15 protein-coding genes are annotated in these 13509 nt (G+C 62.9%); 10 read left to right on the top strand and 5 right to left on the bottom strand.

What is annotated here, in order from left to right; all coding sequences use genetic code 11:
• Positions 1-6 precede the first annotated feature (6 nt).
• On the bottom strand, positions 7-1758 hold the full coding sequence (gene phaC / locus AC1DSF_RS25135; protein ID WP_478145585.1) for a class I poly(R)-hydroxyalkanoic acid synthase: 1752 nt from the start codon (positions 1756-1758) through the stop codon (positions 7-9).
• Between the two features lie 105 nt (positions 1759-1863).
• On the opposite strand from phaC, the gene AC1DSF_RS25140 reads away from it, so the two are divergent.
• Positions 1864-2151, top strand: coding sequence for a hypothetical protein (locus tag AC1DSF_RS25140; protein ID WP_478126768.1), 288 nt, complete (start codon positions 1864-1866; stop codon positions 2149-2151).
• Here AC1DSF_RS25140 and pgeF read toward each other — a convergent pair.
• Together pgeF and maiA are read right to left on the bottom strand one after the other, a co-directional pair.
• Positions 2083-2856, bottom strand: a complete 774-nt coding sequence (pgeF, locus tag AC1DSF_RS25145) for a peptidoglycan editing factor PgeF (protein WP_478126769.1) — start codon at positions 2854-2856, stop codon at positions 2083-2085. The two genes, AC1DSF_RS25140 and pgeF, sit on opposite strands and share 69 nt — an antisense overlap.
• Positions 2853-3491: a maleylacetoacetate isomerase gene (maiA, locus tag AC1DSF_RS25150; protein ID WP_478183635.1), complete on the bottom strand. Its 639-nt coding sequence runs from the start codon at positions 3489-3491 to the stop codon at positions 2853-2855. The genes pgeF and maiA overlap by 4 nt, the downstream gene beginning before the upstream one ends.
• Before the next feature lie 102 nt (positions 3492-3593).
• On the opposite strand from maiA, the gene AC1DSF_RS25155 reads away from it, so the two are divergent.
• The 5 genes from AC1DSF_RS25155 (at position 3594) to AC1DSF_RS25175 (ending at position 7729) form a co-directional block, all read left to right on the top strand.
• On the top strand, positions 3594-4295 hold the full coding sequence (locus AC1DSF_RS25155) for a fumarylacetoacetate hydrolase family protein (RefSeq protein ID WP_478183628.1): 702 nt from the start codon (positions 3594-3596) through the stop codon (positions 4293-4295).
• 7 nt (positions 4296-4302) lie between these two features.
• On the top strand, positions 4303-4854 hold the full coding sequence (locus tag AC1DSF_RS25160) for an NUDIX hydrolase (RefSeq protein WP_478183629.1): 552 nt from the start codon (positions 4303-4305) through the stop codon (positions 4852-4854).
• A complete protein-coding gene (locus AC1DSF_RS25165) occupies positions 4851-5324 on the top strand; it encodes a CreA family protein (RefSeq protein WP_478183630.1) in 474 nt (157 codons plus the stop codon). Before AC1DSF_RS25160 ends, AC1DSF_RS25165 begins: the two co-directional genes overlap by 4 nt.
• A 15-nt stretch (positions 5325-5339) precedes the next feature.
• Complete coding sequence (locus AC1DSF_RS25170) at positions 5340-7121, top strand: ABC transporter ATP-binding protein (RefSeq protein ID WP_478183631.1); 1782 nt, start codon at positions 5340-5342, stop codon at positions 7119-7121.
• Between the two features lie 62 nt (positions 7122-7183).
• Positions 7184-7729, top strand: a complete 546-nt coding sequence (locus tag AC1DSF_RS25175) for a murein hydrolase activator EnvC family protein (protein ID WP_478183632.1) — start codon at positions 7184-7186, stop codon at positions 7727-7729.
• 30 nt (positions 7730-7759) lie between these two features.
• Here AC1DSF_RS25175 and AC1DSF_RS25180 read toward each other — a convergent pair whose 3' ends face one another.
• Positions 7760-8194: a DUF1810 domain-containing protein gene (locus AC1DSF_RS25180; RefSeq protein WP_478183633.1), complete on the bottom strand. Its 435-nt coding sequence runs from the start codon at positions 8192-8194 to the stop codon at positions 7760-7762.
• A 190-nt stretch (positions 8195-8384) separates the two neighbouring features.
• Between AC1DSF_RS25180 and AC1DSF_RS25185 the strand changes: the two genes are divergently transcribed.
• Positions 8385-8597 (top strand): hypothetical protein, encoded by a 213-nt coding sequence (locus tag AC1DSF_RS25185; RefSeq protein ID WP_478126776.1) that lies wholly within the window; start codon positions 8385-8387, stop codon positions 8595-8597.
• A gap of 372 nt (positions 8598-8969) precedes the next feature.
• Complete coding sequence (locus AC1DSF_RS25190) at positions 8970-9596, top strand: hypothetical protein (RefSeq protein ID WP_478145587.1); 627 nt, start codon at positions 8970-8972, stop codon at positions 9594-9596.
• 43 nt (positions 9597-9639) lie between these two features.
• On the opposite strand, the gene AC1DSF_RS25195 is transcribed toward AC1DSF_RS25190, so the two are convergent.
• Positions 9640-10545, bottom strand: coding sequence for a LysR family transcriptional regulator (locus tag AC1DSF_RS25195; RefSeq protein ID WP_478183634.1), 906 nt, complete (start codon positions 10543-10545; stop codon positions 9640-9642).
• A 278-nt stretch (positions 10546-10823) separates the two neighbouring features.
• Between AC1DSF_RS25195 and AC1DSF_RS25200 the strand changes: the two genes are divergently transcribed.
• Both AC1DSF_RS25200 and AC1DSF_RS25205 read left to right on the top strand, forming a co-directional pair.
• Entirely contained in the window at positions 10824-11855 is a 1032-nt protein-coding gene (locus AC1DSF_RS25200) for an alpha/beta hydrolase (protein WP_478127076.1), read from the top strand.
• Positions 11856-11947: 92 nt separating this feature from the next.
• The gene (locus AC1DSF_RS25205; RefSeq protein WP_478183636.1) at positions 11948-13078 is read left to right on the top strand and encodes an MFS transporter; all 1131 of its coding nucleotides are present in this window, start codon (positions 11948-11950) and stop codon (positions 13076-13078) included.
• Positions 13079-13509: the final 431 nt, after the last annotated feature.

Raw genomic sequence — 13509 nt, forward strand, 5'->3', positions numbered from 1 at the left:
GGCGGTTCAGGCTTTTGCTTTGACGTAGCGACCCGGCGCCGGCTCCAGCGCCTTGTAGGCGGTGCCCTTGCCGTAGGTCTTGGGGGCAGGGATCTGCTTGCCCGCATGGGTCTTGAGCCAGTTGGACCAGTCGGTCCACCAGCTTCCGGGGTGTTCGGTCGCGCCGCTCAGCCACTCGGCTTGCGTCTTGGGCAGCTTGCCGTCTTCGCGGATCCAGTGGCTTCGCTTCTTCTTCGCCGGTGGATTGATGACGCCGGCAATATGGCCGGACGCCCCCATCACGAAGCGCTTCTTGCCCTGCAGGAGTTGCGTCGACGCATAGGCTCCGCCGATCGGCACGATGTGGTCTTCACGCGAGCCGTAGATGTAGACCGGCGCATCGATCGCACCAAGGTCCACCTTCTCGCCCGCCACGGTCACTGCACCGGGCACTGCCAGTTTGTTCTCGTGATAGGTGTTGCGCAGGTACCAGCAGTACATCGGTCCCGGGAGGTTGGTCGCGTCGCTGTTCCAGTAAAGCAGGTCGAACGGAGGCGGCGTTTCGCCCTTCAGGTAGTTGCCGACGACGTAGTTCCAGACTAGGTCGTTGGGCCGCAGAAAGCTGAAGGTCGACGCGAGTTCGCCACCTTGCAGCAGCCCGCCCTTCCCCATCTGCATTTCGCGGAACTGCACGAAAGGCTCGTCGATGAAGATGTCGAGCACGCCGGTGTCGGTGAAATCCAGCAAAGTCGTCAGCAACGTCACTGAAGATGCCGGCTGTTCGCCACGCGCAGCGAGCACAGCCAGCGCCGTACTCAGGATGGTGCCGCCGACGCAGAAGCCGAGCGTGTCGATCTTTCCACCCTTCTTGTCCTGGCCGGTGATTTCCTGCGCGACGTGGATCGCCTTGACGGCGCCGTCCTCCACGTACTGGTCCCACGTGTATTGCGCCATCGATGGATCCGGATTGCGCCAACTGACGACGAACACGCGATGCCCCTGCTCCACCGCATAGCGGATCAGCGAATTCTCGGGCTGCAGGTCGAGGATGTAGAACTTGTTGATGCAAGGCGGCACGAGCAGCAGAGGCCGTTCATACACCTTGGCCGTGAGCGGCTTGTATTCGAGCAGTTGGAAGAGATTGTTCTCGAAAACGACCGCGCCCTCGGTGGTGCCGACATTGCGGCCCACTTCGAACGCGCTTTCATCCGTCATGCTCAGGTGGCCCTGCTGCACGTCGTGGAGAAGGTTCTGGATCCCCTTCGCGATGCTCTCACCGTGCGTTTCGATGGCCTTCTTCTGGGCCTCGGCGTTGAATGCAAGGTAATTGCTCGGCGACGAAGCCGCCATCCACTGCTCCACCGCGAAGCGTAGGCGGGCGCGAGTCTTGGCATCGGCTTCGACCGCCTCGGCCATACTGAGGAGCGTCCGCGCGTTCAACAGGTAAACAGCTGCGGCAAACGATGAAACCGGATTGCTGCCCCACGCTTCGCTGGCGAAACGCTTGTCCGTTGCCGACCGGCTGGCCATGTCCTGACGCCAAAGCTCCGTGGCTTCGCTGATGTACTGCTGCTGCAGTTCCTGGAGTTTCTCGGTGGAAAGGAAGAGTTTCGGGAGATCCCAGGGCGCGTGGTGCCCGTCGCCCTGGATGCCCTGCGTGGCTTGGGCGCCCTGCAAGCCCAGTGATTGGAAGGATTCGAGCGCCTTGCTCCATCCCTCTGAAAGCGCCTGCTGAAAGGGCGCAAAAGGCTCTGCCGCCGCAGTGTGTTCTTGTTTCATCATGTCTCCTGCTGCCTCACCTCTTCAGAACGGGATTTGAGTATGCTGTATTCGCAACCGCCTCACCAGCAAGACCTCCGATAACTTCCTGAAACAAAACCGTCTATGCACCTTGTCGTGATCGCGTGGCTCTACGTTGCCTTGATGATGGCAGTCGCCGAGGCGACCAACACCAACGGCACCGTGCTGGGCGCCGTCTTCACCTTTCTACTCTATGGGCTGGCGCCGGTGGCACTGGTGGTTTACCTGATGGCCACGCCCGCACGGCGCCGCGCTCTGAAGGCGCGTGAAGCGGCTGCGCGAGAGGCGGCGATCCGGGCGCATTCAGCCGCGCCAGATGCAGGCGGCGAAGCGGCCGCTGAACCGGTCCCGCCGGTGCGAGAAAAAGCGTAACGGGTTGTGGACGGTGCACCAGGCGTCGCTGCTGTCGTTTCCGTGCAGTAGGGTGACGCCGGCAGCAACCAGGCGCTGGCGGGCCAAGCCCGCCAAGTCTGCCATCCATTTGCCTGCAGCCATTGGAGTGCCTGTGCTGTCCGCCGCGACGAAACATTTACGCGCCTCGGGTGAAACTGCTTCAAATGCAGCACGAACCTCATCGCCCACTTCGAAGGCGTCGGGGCCGATGCACGGACCGAGCCATGCCATGACACTGCCCGCACCGCCGTCGGCTTGAAAAGTCTCCAGCGTGCGTTCGATCACACCGGCGGCAAGCCCGCGCCAACCGGCATGCGCCGCGGCGACTCGCCTGCCAGCCATGTCGGTGAACAGCACCGGCAGGCAATCGGCGACCATGATCGTGCAGGCGATGCCGCTTACATCGGTGGTGCAGGCGTCGGCAGCCGCGCCGTCCACGCTGGAGGCATCGAGCGCGAGCACTCCCGTTCCATGGACTTGCTGCAGGAACACCGGCCGTGCGCCGATCGCGTCGCGAAGGGCTTGCCGGTTGGATTGCACCGCGGACGGGTTGTCGCCCACGTGGTCGCCAAGGTTCAGGCCCTCGTAGTTCGCGGTCGATATCCCGCCTGCACGCGTCGTGCACAACGCCTTTACGCCGGGCGGCGCCGGCCATTGCGGGACGAGCCAGTCAGGATCGATCACGCTTCAGCGTCAGGGCATTGCGAAGGTTGGGCGCGCTGGAAGGCTTCGAGCTGCATGCACGCCTCGAAAGCTGCCATCGTGCGCGGCAAGCCCGAAAAGTCGCAATCAAAGCGCTGCCCGTTGAAAATCTGCGGCACCAGGCAGCAATCGGCCATCGTCGGCGTGTTGCCGTAGCAGTACTTGCCGGCGGGCAGCAACGCAAGCTGACGCTCGAACGCCAGCATGCCTTCGCGTACCCAGTGGCGATACCAGGCGTTCTTGGCGTCGTCGTCCAGCTTGAGTTCGCGCACCAGGTACTTCAGCACGCGAAGGTTGTTCAGCGGATGGATTTCGCAGGCAATCGACTCCGACAGCGCCCGCACGCGTGCCCGGCCCACCGGATCGTGCGGCAGCAGGGCCGGCTCGGGGTGGATTTCGTCCAGGTATTCGATGATGGCCATCGACTGCGTAAAGCGTTCGCCATCGTCTTCGAGAAGGGGCACCAGCATGTCCGGCGAGATGGCCGAAAAGGGCCCTGTCTTGTGCTCGCCGCGGGCGATATGCACCGGGATGTAGTCGTAGTCCAGTCCCTTGAGGTTCAGCGCAATGCGGACGCGGAACGAGGCGGAGGATCGGAAATAGTTGTGCAGCTTCATCATGGCGCAAGCATATCCCCGCCCGGCGCCCACAGCCCTGGCGCGGACAACGCGCCCTGCCCTCTGGCACACTGCCATCTTCGCTGAAAAGGACGTTTTTTCATGGCCTCCGAATACGTTTTCACCCCCTGCCCTGTCGTTTCGATCCCTGTCGTCGGCCAACCCGGCCGCTTTCCGGTGCACCGCATCTATTGCGTCGGCCGCAACTACGAGGAACACGCCAAGGAAATGGGGTTTACCGGCCGCGAGCCGCCCTTCTTCTTCATGAAGCCGGCCGACGCCGTGGTGGTAGTCGATGCCGAAACCACCGGCACTATGGCCTATCCGACGCTCACCAAGAACCTGCACCACGAGATCGAACTCGTTGCAGCGATCGGAACCGGCGGAAAGAACATCAAGGCCGCCGACGCGCACAAACACATCTTCGGCTATGCCGTGGGCCTGGACATGACCCGCCGTGATCTGCAGAACGACATGAAGAAGCAGGGTCGTCCGTGGGACATCGGCAAGAGCTTCGAGCAGAGCGCGCCCATCGGGCCGATCGTGCCCGTCGCGCAGGCCGGCGATGTCGAGAAGGCGGAGATTTCGGTGACCGTGGGCGGCGTCGACCGGCAGCGGAGCAACGTGAGCAAGCTGATCTGGAGCATCGGCGAAACCATCGAGCATCTGTCGGCCGCCTGGGAATTGCAACCCGGCGACCTGATCTTCACTGGCACGCCAGAAGGCGTTGCAGCGGTGGTCGCAGGAGACACGCTCGTCGGCGAAATCACCGGCCTGCCGTCGCTCACGGTCAAGGTCGTCTGAAACCGGCATGTTCCTGCGCGTCCCCATCAAGCACTGCAAGAACTGCGGCACGGCGGTGGTGTACCGCATTCCTGACGACGGCGACACCAAGGAGCGCGCCGTCTGTCCGGCCTGCAACACGATCCACTACGAAAACCCGCTGAACGTGGTGGGCACGATCCCCGTGTTGGGCGACCGCGTGCTGCTTTGCAAGCGCAACATCGAGCCGCGATGGGGCAAGTGGACGTTGCCGGCGGGCTTCATGGAGCTGAACGAAACGACTGAGCAAGGCGCAGCACGCGAAACCGACGAGGAAGCCGGTGCCGAATACGAGATGGAAGGCCTGTTCGCGGTGATGAGTGTCGTGCGGGTCGGGCAAGTGCACCTCTTCTACCGCGCGCGGCTCTTGAGCGACAGGTTCGATCCGGGTCACGAGACGATCGAGGCGAAGCTCTTCACCGAGGACGAGATTCCCTGGGACGAAATCGCCTTCCGCACGGTCAAGGAGGCACTCCAGTTCTATTTCGCGGACCGCCGCCGGGGCAGCTTCGACCGTGTTCACACGCTGGACATCGCATGAAGCGACTGAAGTTTTACGCCCTCGTCCTCGGCTTATTGGCAGCGGCCGTGGCGTGCGCGGAGCCTATCGGCGAAGTCGACACCGTCTTCAAGCTCATCGGCCCCGACCACAAGATCGTCGTCGAAGCCTACGACGACCCGAAGGTCAACGGCGTTACCTGCTATGTTTCTCGCGCCAAGACGGGCGGCGTGTCCGGCGCGCTCGGATTGGCAGAAGACAAGTCCGAGGCTTCGATCGCATGCAGGCAAGTCGGACCTGTGAGCGTTGTTCAGCCGCTGCCGAAGCGCGAAGAGGTCTATAGCGAGCGCCTGTCGGTCATGTTCAAGCGGTTGCGCGTCGTACGCATGGTCGACGCGAAGCGCAACACGCTCGTCTACCTGACCTATTCCGATCTCCTCATCGATGGCTCCCCGAAGAACAGTGTCACTGCTGTTCCGATCGACCGCGCGACGCCGATTCCGCAAAAATAACGCGAGCAGCCGCGCATGAACACGAGGGCACCAGGCAACGCTGTCCGCGAGTTGTTCGCAGCTCTCTGGCGCTACGCCGAGGGCGCACGACCGCAGTTGCTCACCGCGACGGTGCTTCTCACCTGTTCGCAGCTCTTGCGGCTCACCATGCCGTGGTTCGCAGCGCAGGCCATCAACGCGCTGCAGACCGGCGACATCGGCCGCGCGGGCCGCTGGATCGCCGCGTTGTCGGGGGTGTATGTCTTCTCATGGGCAATCCACGGGCCTGGACGCATCCTCGAGCGCAATGTCGGCCTGCGCGTGCGCGAAAAACTGGCCGACACGCTCTATGCGCGCATCGCCTCGGCGCCGCTGGTCTGGCACGACGCGCACCATTCGGGCGAATTGCAGCACCGGGTGCATCAAGCGAGCCGCGCGCTCTCGGATTTCGCGCAGAACCAGTTCATCTATCTCACCAACATCGTCAACTTCATCGGCCCACTGATTGCACTGACCCTGCTTTCGCGCAGCAGTGGCGCCATGGCCATCGTCGGCTATGTGGTGATCGCTGTCGTGATCGTTCGCTTCGACCGCTCGCTGATGCGGCTCGCGCGCGTCGAGAACGATGCCGACCGCCGCTACGTCGCGGCGCTGCTCGATTTTCTCGGCAATGCATCGACGGTCATCGGCTTGCGCCTGTCGGCCGCATCGCGATGGCTCCTGGGCCGGCGGATGGAAGCCATCTCCGAGCCAATGAAGCGCACCGTCGTGCTGAACGAAGGCAAGTGGTTCGCCGTCGACCTGATGGGGTTGGCGTTGACCTGGGGCCTCGTCGTGATCTACGTCTGGCAGTCGCGCGCGCCAGGCCAGACGGTGTTGCTCGGCGGCGTGTTCATGATTTATCAGTATGCGCAACAGGCGGCGAGCGTTGTGTCGTCGATGGCAGCGAACTTTCAGTTCTTCGCGCGGATGCACACCGACTACAGCAGCGCAGAGCCCATCTGGGAAGCGCCTTCGCGGGTTGCCGATCTTGCGGACGAACGCATCGACAGCGAAGCCAATTGGCAGACGATCGAGGTCAGCGGATTGGTGTGGAACTACCGTCCGCGCGGCATGCAAGCGGCCGGCGAGACGGCGCGCAGCGGCTTGCACGAAGTGTCCCTCGCGCTCCGGCGAGGCGAACGCATTGCCTTGGTCGGCCCGAGCGGCGGAGGCAAGAGCACCTTGCTGCGCGTGCTCGCGGGCCTCTATGCGCCACAGGCGGGCACGGTGTCCATCGACGGGCAACCGCAACCCTGGCCTCTATTGCGAACCTTCGCGACGCTGATTCCGCAGGAGACCGAAGTTTTCGAGGCCAGCGTGCGCGAGAACCTGAGCTTCGGCCAGAGCTTCGATGACGCCGATCTTCATGCTGCCATGCACGTCAGCACTTTCGACGACGTGTTGACGTCAACGCACGCGCATCTCGACACACCGCTCTCCGAGCGCGGCTTCAATCTGTCCGGTGGCCAGCGGCAGCGCCTGTCGCTCGCGCGGGGCGTGTTGGCGGCGCAAGGCAGTTCGCTGTTGCTGCTCGACGAACCGACCAGCGCCCTGGACGCAGCAACCGAGGCGCGTGTCCTCGAACGGATGGCCGGTGCGTTTCCCAATGCTTGCGTGATCGCTTCGATCCACCGCCTGAGCTTGCTGGACCGATTCGACACCGTCGTTCTGATGGAGGCCGGAAGGGTCGTCGATGCAGGGCCACGCGACGCGCTCCTGGCGCGCCAGCAAAGCCTTCGCAGCACCGCGGCACCGGCCGCAACCGCGCCGTGCTAAAAATGCTCCCTCGCCGTGAGGCCGAGGAATCCCTCGCCTAGAACTCGTTTCGAAGAAAAGCCATGCAAGTTCAGACCTACCTCCTTCGCCTTGCGATTTCATCGATCGCAGCGGCCTCCTTGGTCGCATGTACGACCACACCGATGTCCACGCCGCAAAGCCAGGCCCCCGCGCCTGGGTTCTACCCATTGCCGCCCGCCTCGGCACCCCGCGCCACACCGCCTGCGCCCAAGCCGCAGGCGATATTCATTCGGCCCGCTCCAGGGCGCACGCTTTCCACTTTCGACGGCGGGCAAAACAAGGGCATCGACATTGCGGGCAACTTGGGCGACCCGATCGTGGCGGCGGCCGATGGGCGCGTCGTGTATGTCGGCGGCGAACTGCGCGGCTACGGCAACATGGTGATCGTCAAGCACAACGAGACCTTTCTCACTGCCTACGCGCATGCCCAGACCATCCTCGTGAAGGAGAACGAGGTGGTGCGCCAAGGCCAGAAAATCGCCGAGATGGGAAACAGCGGCGCCGAACGCGTCAAGCTCCACTTCGAGATTCGCAAGCAAGGCGTCGCCGTGGATCCCGAGCCATACCTCAACGGCGACCTGCACTAGCGCAGGCTTGTCCATCGGGGCAGCCTTCGGCTAGCTTCCCCCCTGCAGGAGTTGCAAGGTGCCGCGGTCGGTGCTGCCGCCGAAGTATTTTTGAAGGCACGCGCGAAACACTGGAGTCGATGCATCCGCAGTGATCGAAAACAAGGTCATCGATGACCAGAACTTCTGGTCATCGGGCGCACCGAAAATCTCCGCGGCGCTGCGACCTTCCACCGCAAAGACCAACTCACTGCATGCCTTCAGCCGCGCACCGAGGACCGGATGCGCGAGGTACGCACGCGCTTCCTCGAGCGATGAAATGGCGTAGCGCTGCGCCATCGCACTTCGTCCCAGGCCAGCCAGTTGAGGGAATATGAACCACATCCAGTGGCTGCGCTTCTTGCCGGCGCGCAGTTCGTCCAGGACGTGGTCCATCACGTCCTTCTGGGCATCCGTGAAGCGCTTCAAATCGAAGGGATCGTTCATGAACGAGCTCCTCCTGTAGGTCGCATCTGTCCGCGTATGACGAAGTATGCCGCGTGCTTTTCAGGTTGTGGAAGGGTGAAATCCATAAGTAGATAAGGAGACCACCATGCACTGCGAAGCGATCCATTGTCCCGATTCGGAGACAGTGAGGTTTGCAATTTATCCGGACGGCTTCGATGGACCCCGCATCATGGCTCACGTATCCGATGAGGCACTTCTCGAAATTTTCGGCTCAGGCGAAGGCGAGGAAGACCTCGTCGAGACCTGCGACGCAAGCTTCGACGTGATCGAACCGCTGGCCCTGGCGCGCCACAGGGCAGCGCCTTCCCTGCCCGTCAAGTTGGAGATCGCTGATTTCCTGTCGTTCGTGTCGCATTCGGTCGCTGAGATACATTGCGTTTGAGTGTCTCGTTGCCGAAGCGCGCTGCTGCTGTCTCAACAGCGTGACGCGTACGGCGCCATTCCGGGTGAATGTTCAGCCCTCGTCTTACAAGCGGCGGCTTGCTGTCCTCCGATAAAGCGTGATTGCGCGGATCTGCGCCGGACAGAGTGCTATTGCGCTGTCTGGCGGTTGCCCGCAAGCGAAGGGGCCCTGAAGATGACTGAGTTTGCTGCGTCCGCCTGGCCCGTTGCGCCAGACACGAACATTGCCTATGCCGAGATAAGCGACTATCTCGGCTTGATGTTTCATAAGGGCGTCGCAACCGCAAGTTGCCCGTCGTGCCATACGGTCAACCGAGGGTGCGTTACCCGTTGCCGCGCGTGCGGAGAGGCAATGCCGACCGGGGTCGATGAGCAGATCGACACTTCCTCGTCGCGGCACGCCGCTCGCAAGGGCGAGTTGTTGAACTCGAACTATCGCCCGCTCCGCAATGTTCTCTTTCTTGTGCTGACGCCCGCGGTGCTGCTTTCTTCGATGTTCGTCGGTTGGGAAATGTCCCGCTCTGCGTCCAGAACGGTCCCCGAAGTTGCGCAGACGGCACGAGTGGCGCGAGCGCAGACCGTTGCGCCCAACCTGTCACCACCTCCTTCTACGCTGCAAGCGCCCAGGAAGTTGCAGGAAATCGCGTTGGTCACCCCGGAGAGGGACCGCAGCGAAGCCGATGCAGCGCCTCGGCCTCAAGAATCGACCGTCGAGGCTGAAGACGACGACGCGGGTGCACTCTCCCCTCGATCGTCGTCATCCGTGCCTCGCAAGGCTTCGAACGCCAGCCGCTCGCGCGCGGTGAGGGCGACGTCGGACCCGCTCGCCGCGTGCAGGGACCAAGTCTTCTTCGCTCGCGCCATTTGCATCAACACACGATGCGCGGAACCCGGCGCATCGCGTTTCGGGCAGTGCCGGCAGGCCCTCCGCCAGCGCAAGATCGACGAAGCACGGCGCAACCCGACATTGGTGGGGTGATGTGCGGACACTGCGATATCGCTGCCTCGCAGAAACCCGACACCTACTGCTGTCGTGACCCACTGAAGCGCAGCGCTTTCACGATCAGCGAAAAAGCCGGCGACGGTTGGCGCTTGCTGGGGTAGTACAGGTGGTAGCCGGCGAATTTCGGACACCAGTCCTGCAGCACCCGAACGAGTCTTCCGGATTCGATGTGCACCATCAACTCATCTTCCGGCAGCAGTGAAATTCCCAGCCCGGCCAGCGCCGCATCCACCTGCGGCGGCGCCGTGTTGAAGATGAGAGGACCATCCACTCGCACGTTGACCTTTCGCCCGCGCTTCTCGAAATCCCAAACGTACAGTCCACCCGATGTCGGCATCCGCTGATTGATGCATTGATGCGCTGTCAGTTCGGCCGGCGTCTTGGGTACGGGATGAACTGCAAAGTACTCCGGTGAAGCCACGACGGCCATTTGAAGCGGTGGGCCGATGGGAACGGCAATCATGTCTTTGTCGATGGTGTTCCCCATGCGAACACCAGCGTCGAACCGGTCTTCCACGATGTCCCGAAAACCGTAGTTCATGTCGAACTCGAGCTTGATGTCGGGATACTCGCGCAGCAGCGGCATGAGCTTCGGAAGCAGAACGGTTTGCAGAACGTGATCGCCGCAGGTGATGCGCACCGTGCCTGCAGGCTTGTCGCGCAACTCGGTCAATGCTTCGAGCTCTGCTTCGATCTCGTCGAATCGGTGGCCGATGGCCTTCATGAGCCGCTCGCCGGCCGGGGTGGGCGCGACGCTGCGCGTGGTGCGCGTCAACAAACGGATCTTCAAGCCTTCCTCCAACCCGCGGATCGCCTGGCTCAGCGCCGACTGCGTGACGCCGAGCGTGCCCGCTGCCTTGGTGAAGCTGCCCTGGCGGGCCACTGTCACGAAAGCAAGCAGGTCGTTGAGGTTGCGGCGAGGCATATCGCTGTCTCACAGGAGAACTGATTAGTGACGGTAATAAATGTATTAAGCATTCATTACCTAGTCAATCACGCCTCGGGTCGGCAAACTTCCCTCAAGCTGAATGCGAAGACATCGAACGAGGCAAGACATACCCGCCTCGGCACTCACACCACCTCCCAAGGACATCGACCATGAGAACCACAAAGTGCACCTCCGTCGGCGCAGAGCCGGTCGGCCCGGCGAGCGACCGACGCGAATTCCTGAAGATGGCCGCCTCCGGCGCGGCTGCTGTCGGCATGCTTTCGGCGACGGACCCTTCACTGGCGGCAGCACCACCAAAGAGCACAAGCCTGCCCAATGACGCCGACAACTTCTACACGAGCGACCAGGTCACGGTGCGCCAGATCGCCTTCAAGAACCAGTACCAGATGACCGTTGCCGGGAACCTCTTCGCTCCCAAGGCGCTGGACCGGAAGAAGCGCACGCCGGCAATCGTGGTCGGCCACCCCATGGGGGCGGTGAAGGAGCAAAGCGCAAACCTGTACGCCACCAAGATGGCCGAGCGCGGCTTCGTCACGTTGTCGCTCGATCTCCCCTTCTGGGGCGGCAGCGAAGGCCAGCCGCGCAATGCCGTTTCGCCGGACATGTATGCCGAGAGCTTCAGCGCCGCGGTCGACTTCCTCGGCAACCAAGCCTTCGTGGACAGAGAGCAGATCGGAGCCATCGGGGTTTGCGGCAGCGGCAGCTTTGTCGTCAGTGCGGCGAAGATCGATCCGCGCATGAAGGCCATCGCCACGGTGAGCATGTACGACATGGGCTCGGCCAACCGCAATGCGCTCAATCACTCGCAGACGCTGGAGCAGCGCAGACAGATCATTGCCGCGGCCGCGCAGCAACGCCAGGCGGAATTCGACGGGGGCGCCATTCAATACACAGGCGGCACGGTCCTCGAACTGACGGCGGATACAGATCCCATTCAGCGCGAGTTTTTCGATTTCTATCGAACGCCGCGCGGCCAGTTCACGCCACCGGGCGCATCGGCAAGAACCACCACGCGGCCTACGCTGACCAGCAACGTCAAGTTCATGAATTTCTATCCGTTCAACGACATTGAAACGATTTCGCCGCGGCCCATGCTGTTCATCACGGGCGACCATGCGCACTCCAGGGAGTTCAGCGAAGACGCCTACCAGCGCGCAGCCGAACCGAAGGAACTGCACATCGTTCCCGGTGCCGGTCACGTGGACCTCTACGACCGGGTGACCCTGATCCCATGGGACAAGCTGGGGGCGTTCTTCGGCAAGCACCTTGTCGCGGCGGTCGCCTGATGACGGCACAGTCCATCGCCGCATCCACAGGGAGCGGCCCTTTCGACCGCCATGGCAATGCCCCCGCTGCGCATTGGGGAGGCGTCTTCGCGATGGCGCTGTGCGTGTTTGCGCTGATCGCCTCCGAGTTCATGCCGGTGAGTCTGCTGACGCCGCTGGCGTCCAACCTCCAGGTCACCGAAGGCATGGCCGGACAGGGCATCGCAATCTCCGGCGCTTTCGCGGTACTCACAAGCCTGTGCATCCCAGCCATCGCAGTTCGAATCGATCGCAAGATGCTGCTGCTGGCGCTGACGGCGATGATGTGCCTCTCGGGGGCCATCGTCGCGCTCGCGCCGAACTATCAGGCATACATGGCCGGCCGGGTACTGATCGGCGTCGTCATCGGCGGCTTCTGGTCCATGTCGGCCGCCACCGCCATGCAGTTGGTACCGCCTGCCCAGGTGCCTCGCGCCCTGGCCATCTTCAATGGCGGCAATGCGCTGGCCACCGTTGTGGCAGCGCCACTGGGCAGCTATCTCGCTTCGATCGTCGGCTGGCGCGGCGCCTTCTTCTGCCTGGTGCCGCTCGCGATCGTTGCATTCATCTGGCAGTGGTTCAGTCTGCCGGCCATGCCCGCGCAGGCACGGACACAGCGCTCCAGCAACGCCTTGAGGCTACTCAAGCGCCCCGTGGTGGCGTTCGGAATGATGGCGGTGGGCATTTTCTTCATGGGCCAGTTCGCGCTTTTCACCTACCTTCGGCCCTTTCTCGAAACAGTGACGCGCGTCAATGCGTCGGCCTTGTCGCTCCTGCTGCTCGCAGTGGGCGTCGCAGGTTTCATCGGCACCACGGTCATCGGCCGATTTTTGAAGATGGGTTTCTACGGCACGCTCGCGGTCATCCCTGTTCTGATGGCCGCTATCGCGGCGGCGCTCATCGCCGCAGGCTCTTCGGTGGTCGCCACGGCAGTTCTGCTGGGTGCCTGGGGGCTCGTAGCAACGGCCGCGCCGGTGGGCTGGTGGACTTGGGTCGCACGAACGCTCCCGGGGGACCCCGAGGCCGGCGGAGGGCTGATGGTGGCGGTGGTCCAGTTCGCTATCGCGCTGGGCTCCACCGCCGGTGGGGTGCTGTTCGATAGCAGGGGGTATCAGAGCACCTTCGCTTTCAGTGCCGGACTGCTGGTGGTTGGCGCGCTCCTGGTTATGGTGACAGCGCGGACGAATCGGACGCCGCCTTCGTGAGCTGTCGATCTGTGGCTTGTGCGGCGGGTGGAGGCTCAGGGCACCGCACAGGAATTCAGTTCGGCAATGAAAAAGGACGTCCGGTGATGAAACCGGACGCCCTTGGACGTTTTGTGAAATCGATCCAAAGATGGGCTGTGCACCGCATGAATACTGGGCTTCGGCCAATTGGAAGAATCGGAATGGCTGGTTGCCCCTAATCGCATGACCGGCGGCAAGCCCCCGATTGACAAGCTCCGCGAGGGCAATGTCTCGCTGGTTAGGAGCGCGGCGGAAGGCGCATTGGACTACCCGTGAAGCTCGTCACCCCCAAGCTACGGGAGCGCGTCGTCGAGGCCCGTATCGGCCGACTGGCCACGCATCTTGCCGAGCCGGCACCGATCGACACCCGCCAACGCTGGCTTTGGATCAAGCCGCTTTTCAAGTCCTGC

It is taken from the genome of Variovorax sp. 01N429, assembly GCF_056399425.1.

Bases quoted from the DNA above. Each gene is read 5' to 3' on its own strand.
- AC1DSF_RS25140 (WP_478126768.1), top strand. From the start codon at position 1,864: ATGCACCTTGTCGTGATCGCGTGGCTCTACGTTGCCTTGATGATGGCA.
- AC1DSF_RS25190 (WP_478145587.1), top strand. From the start codon at position 8,970: ATGCCGACCGGGGTCGATGAGCAGATCGACACTTCCTCGTCGCGGCAC.
- AC1DSF_RS25160 (WP_478183629.1), top strand. From the start codon at position 4,303: ATGTTCCTGCGCGTCCCCATCAAGCACTGCAAGAACTGCGGCACGGCG.
- AC1DSF_RS25155 (WP_478183628.1), top strand. From the start codon at position 3,594: ATGGCCTCCGAATACGTTTTCACCCCCTGCCCTGTCGTTTCGATCCCT.
- phaC (WP_478145585.1), bottom strand. From the start codon at position 1,758: ATGAAACAAGAACACACTGCGGCGGCAGAGCCTTTTGCGCCCTTTCAG.
- AC1DSF_RS25175 (WP_478183632.1), top strand. From the start codon at position 7,184: ATGCAAGTTCAGACCTACCTCCTTCGCCTTGCGATTTCATCGATCGCA.
- AC1DSF_RS25180 (WP_478183633.1), bottom strand. From the start codon at position 8,194: ATGAACGATCCCTTCGATTTGAAGCGCTTCACGGATGCCCAGAAGGAC.
- AC1DSF_RS25185 (WP_478126776.1), top strand. From the start codon at position 8,385: ATGGCTCACGTATCCGATGAGGCACTTCTCGAAATTTTCGGCTCAGGC.
- AC1DSF_RS25200 (WP_478127076.1), top strand. From the start codon at position 10,824: ATGCTTTCGGCGACGGACCCTTCACTGGCGGCAGCACCACCAAAGAGC.
- maiA (WP_478183635.1), bottom strand. From the start codon at position 3,491: ATGAAGCTGCACAACTATTTCCGATCCTCCGCCTCGTTCCGCGTCCGC.
- AC1DSF_RS25205 (WP_478183636.1), top strand. From the start codon at position 11,948: ATGGCGCTGTGCGTGTTTGCGCTGATCGCCTCCGAGTTCATGCCGGTG.
- AC1DSF_RS25195 (WP_478183634.1), bottom strand. From the start codon at position 10,545: ATGCCTCGCCGCAACCTCAACGACCTGCTTGCTTTCGTGACAGTGGCC.
- AC1DSF_RS25165 (WP_478183630.1), top strand. From the start codon at position 4,851: ATGAAGCGACTGAAGTTTTACGCCCTCGTCCTCGGCTTATTGGCAGCG.
- AC1DSF_RS25170 (WP_478183631.1), top strand. From the start codon at position 5,340: ATGAACACGAGGGCACCAGGCAACGCTGTCCGCGAGTTGTTCGCAGCT.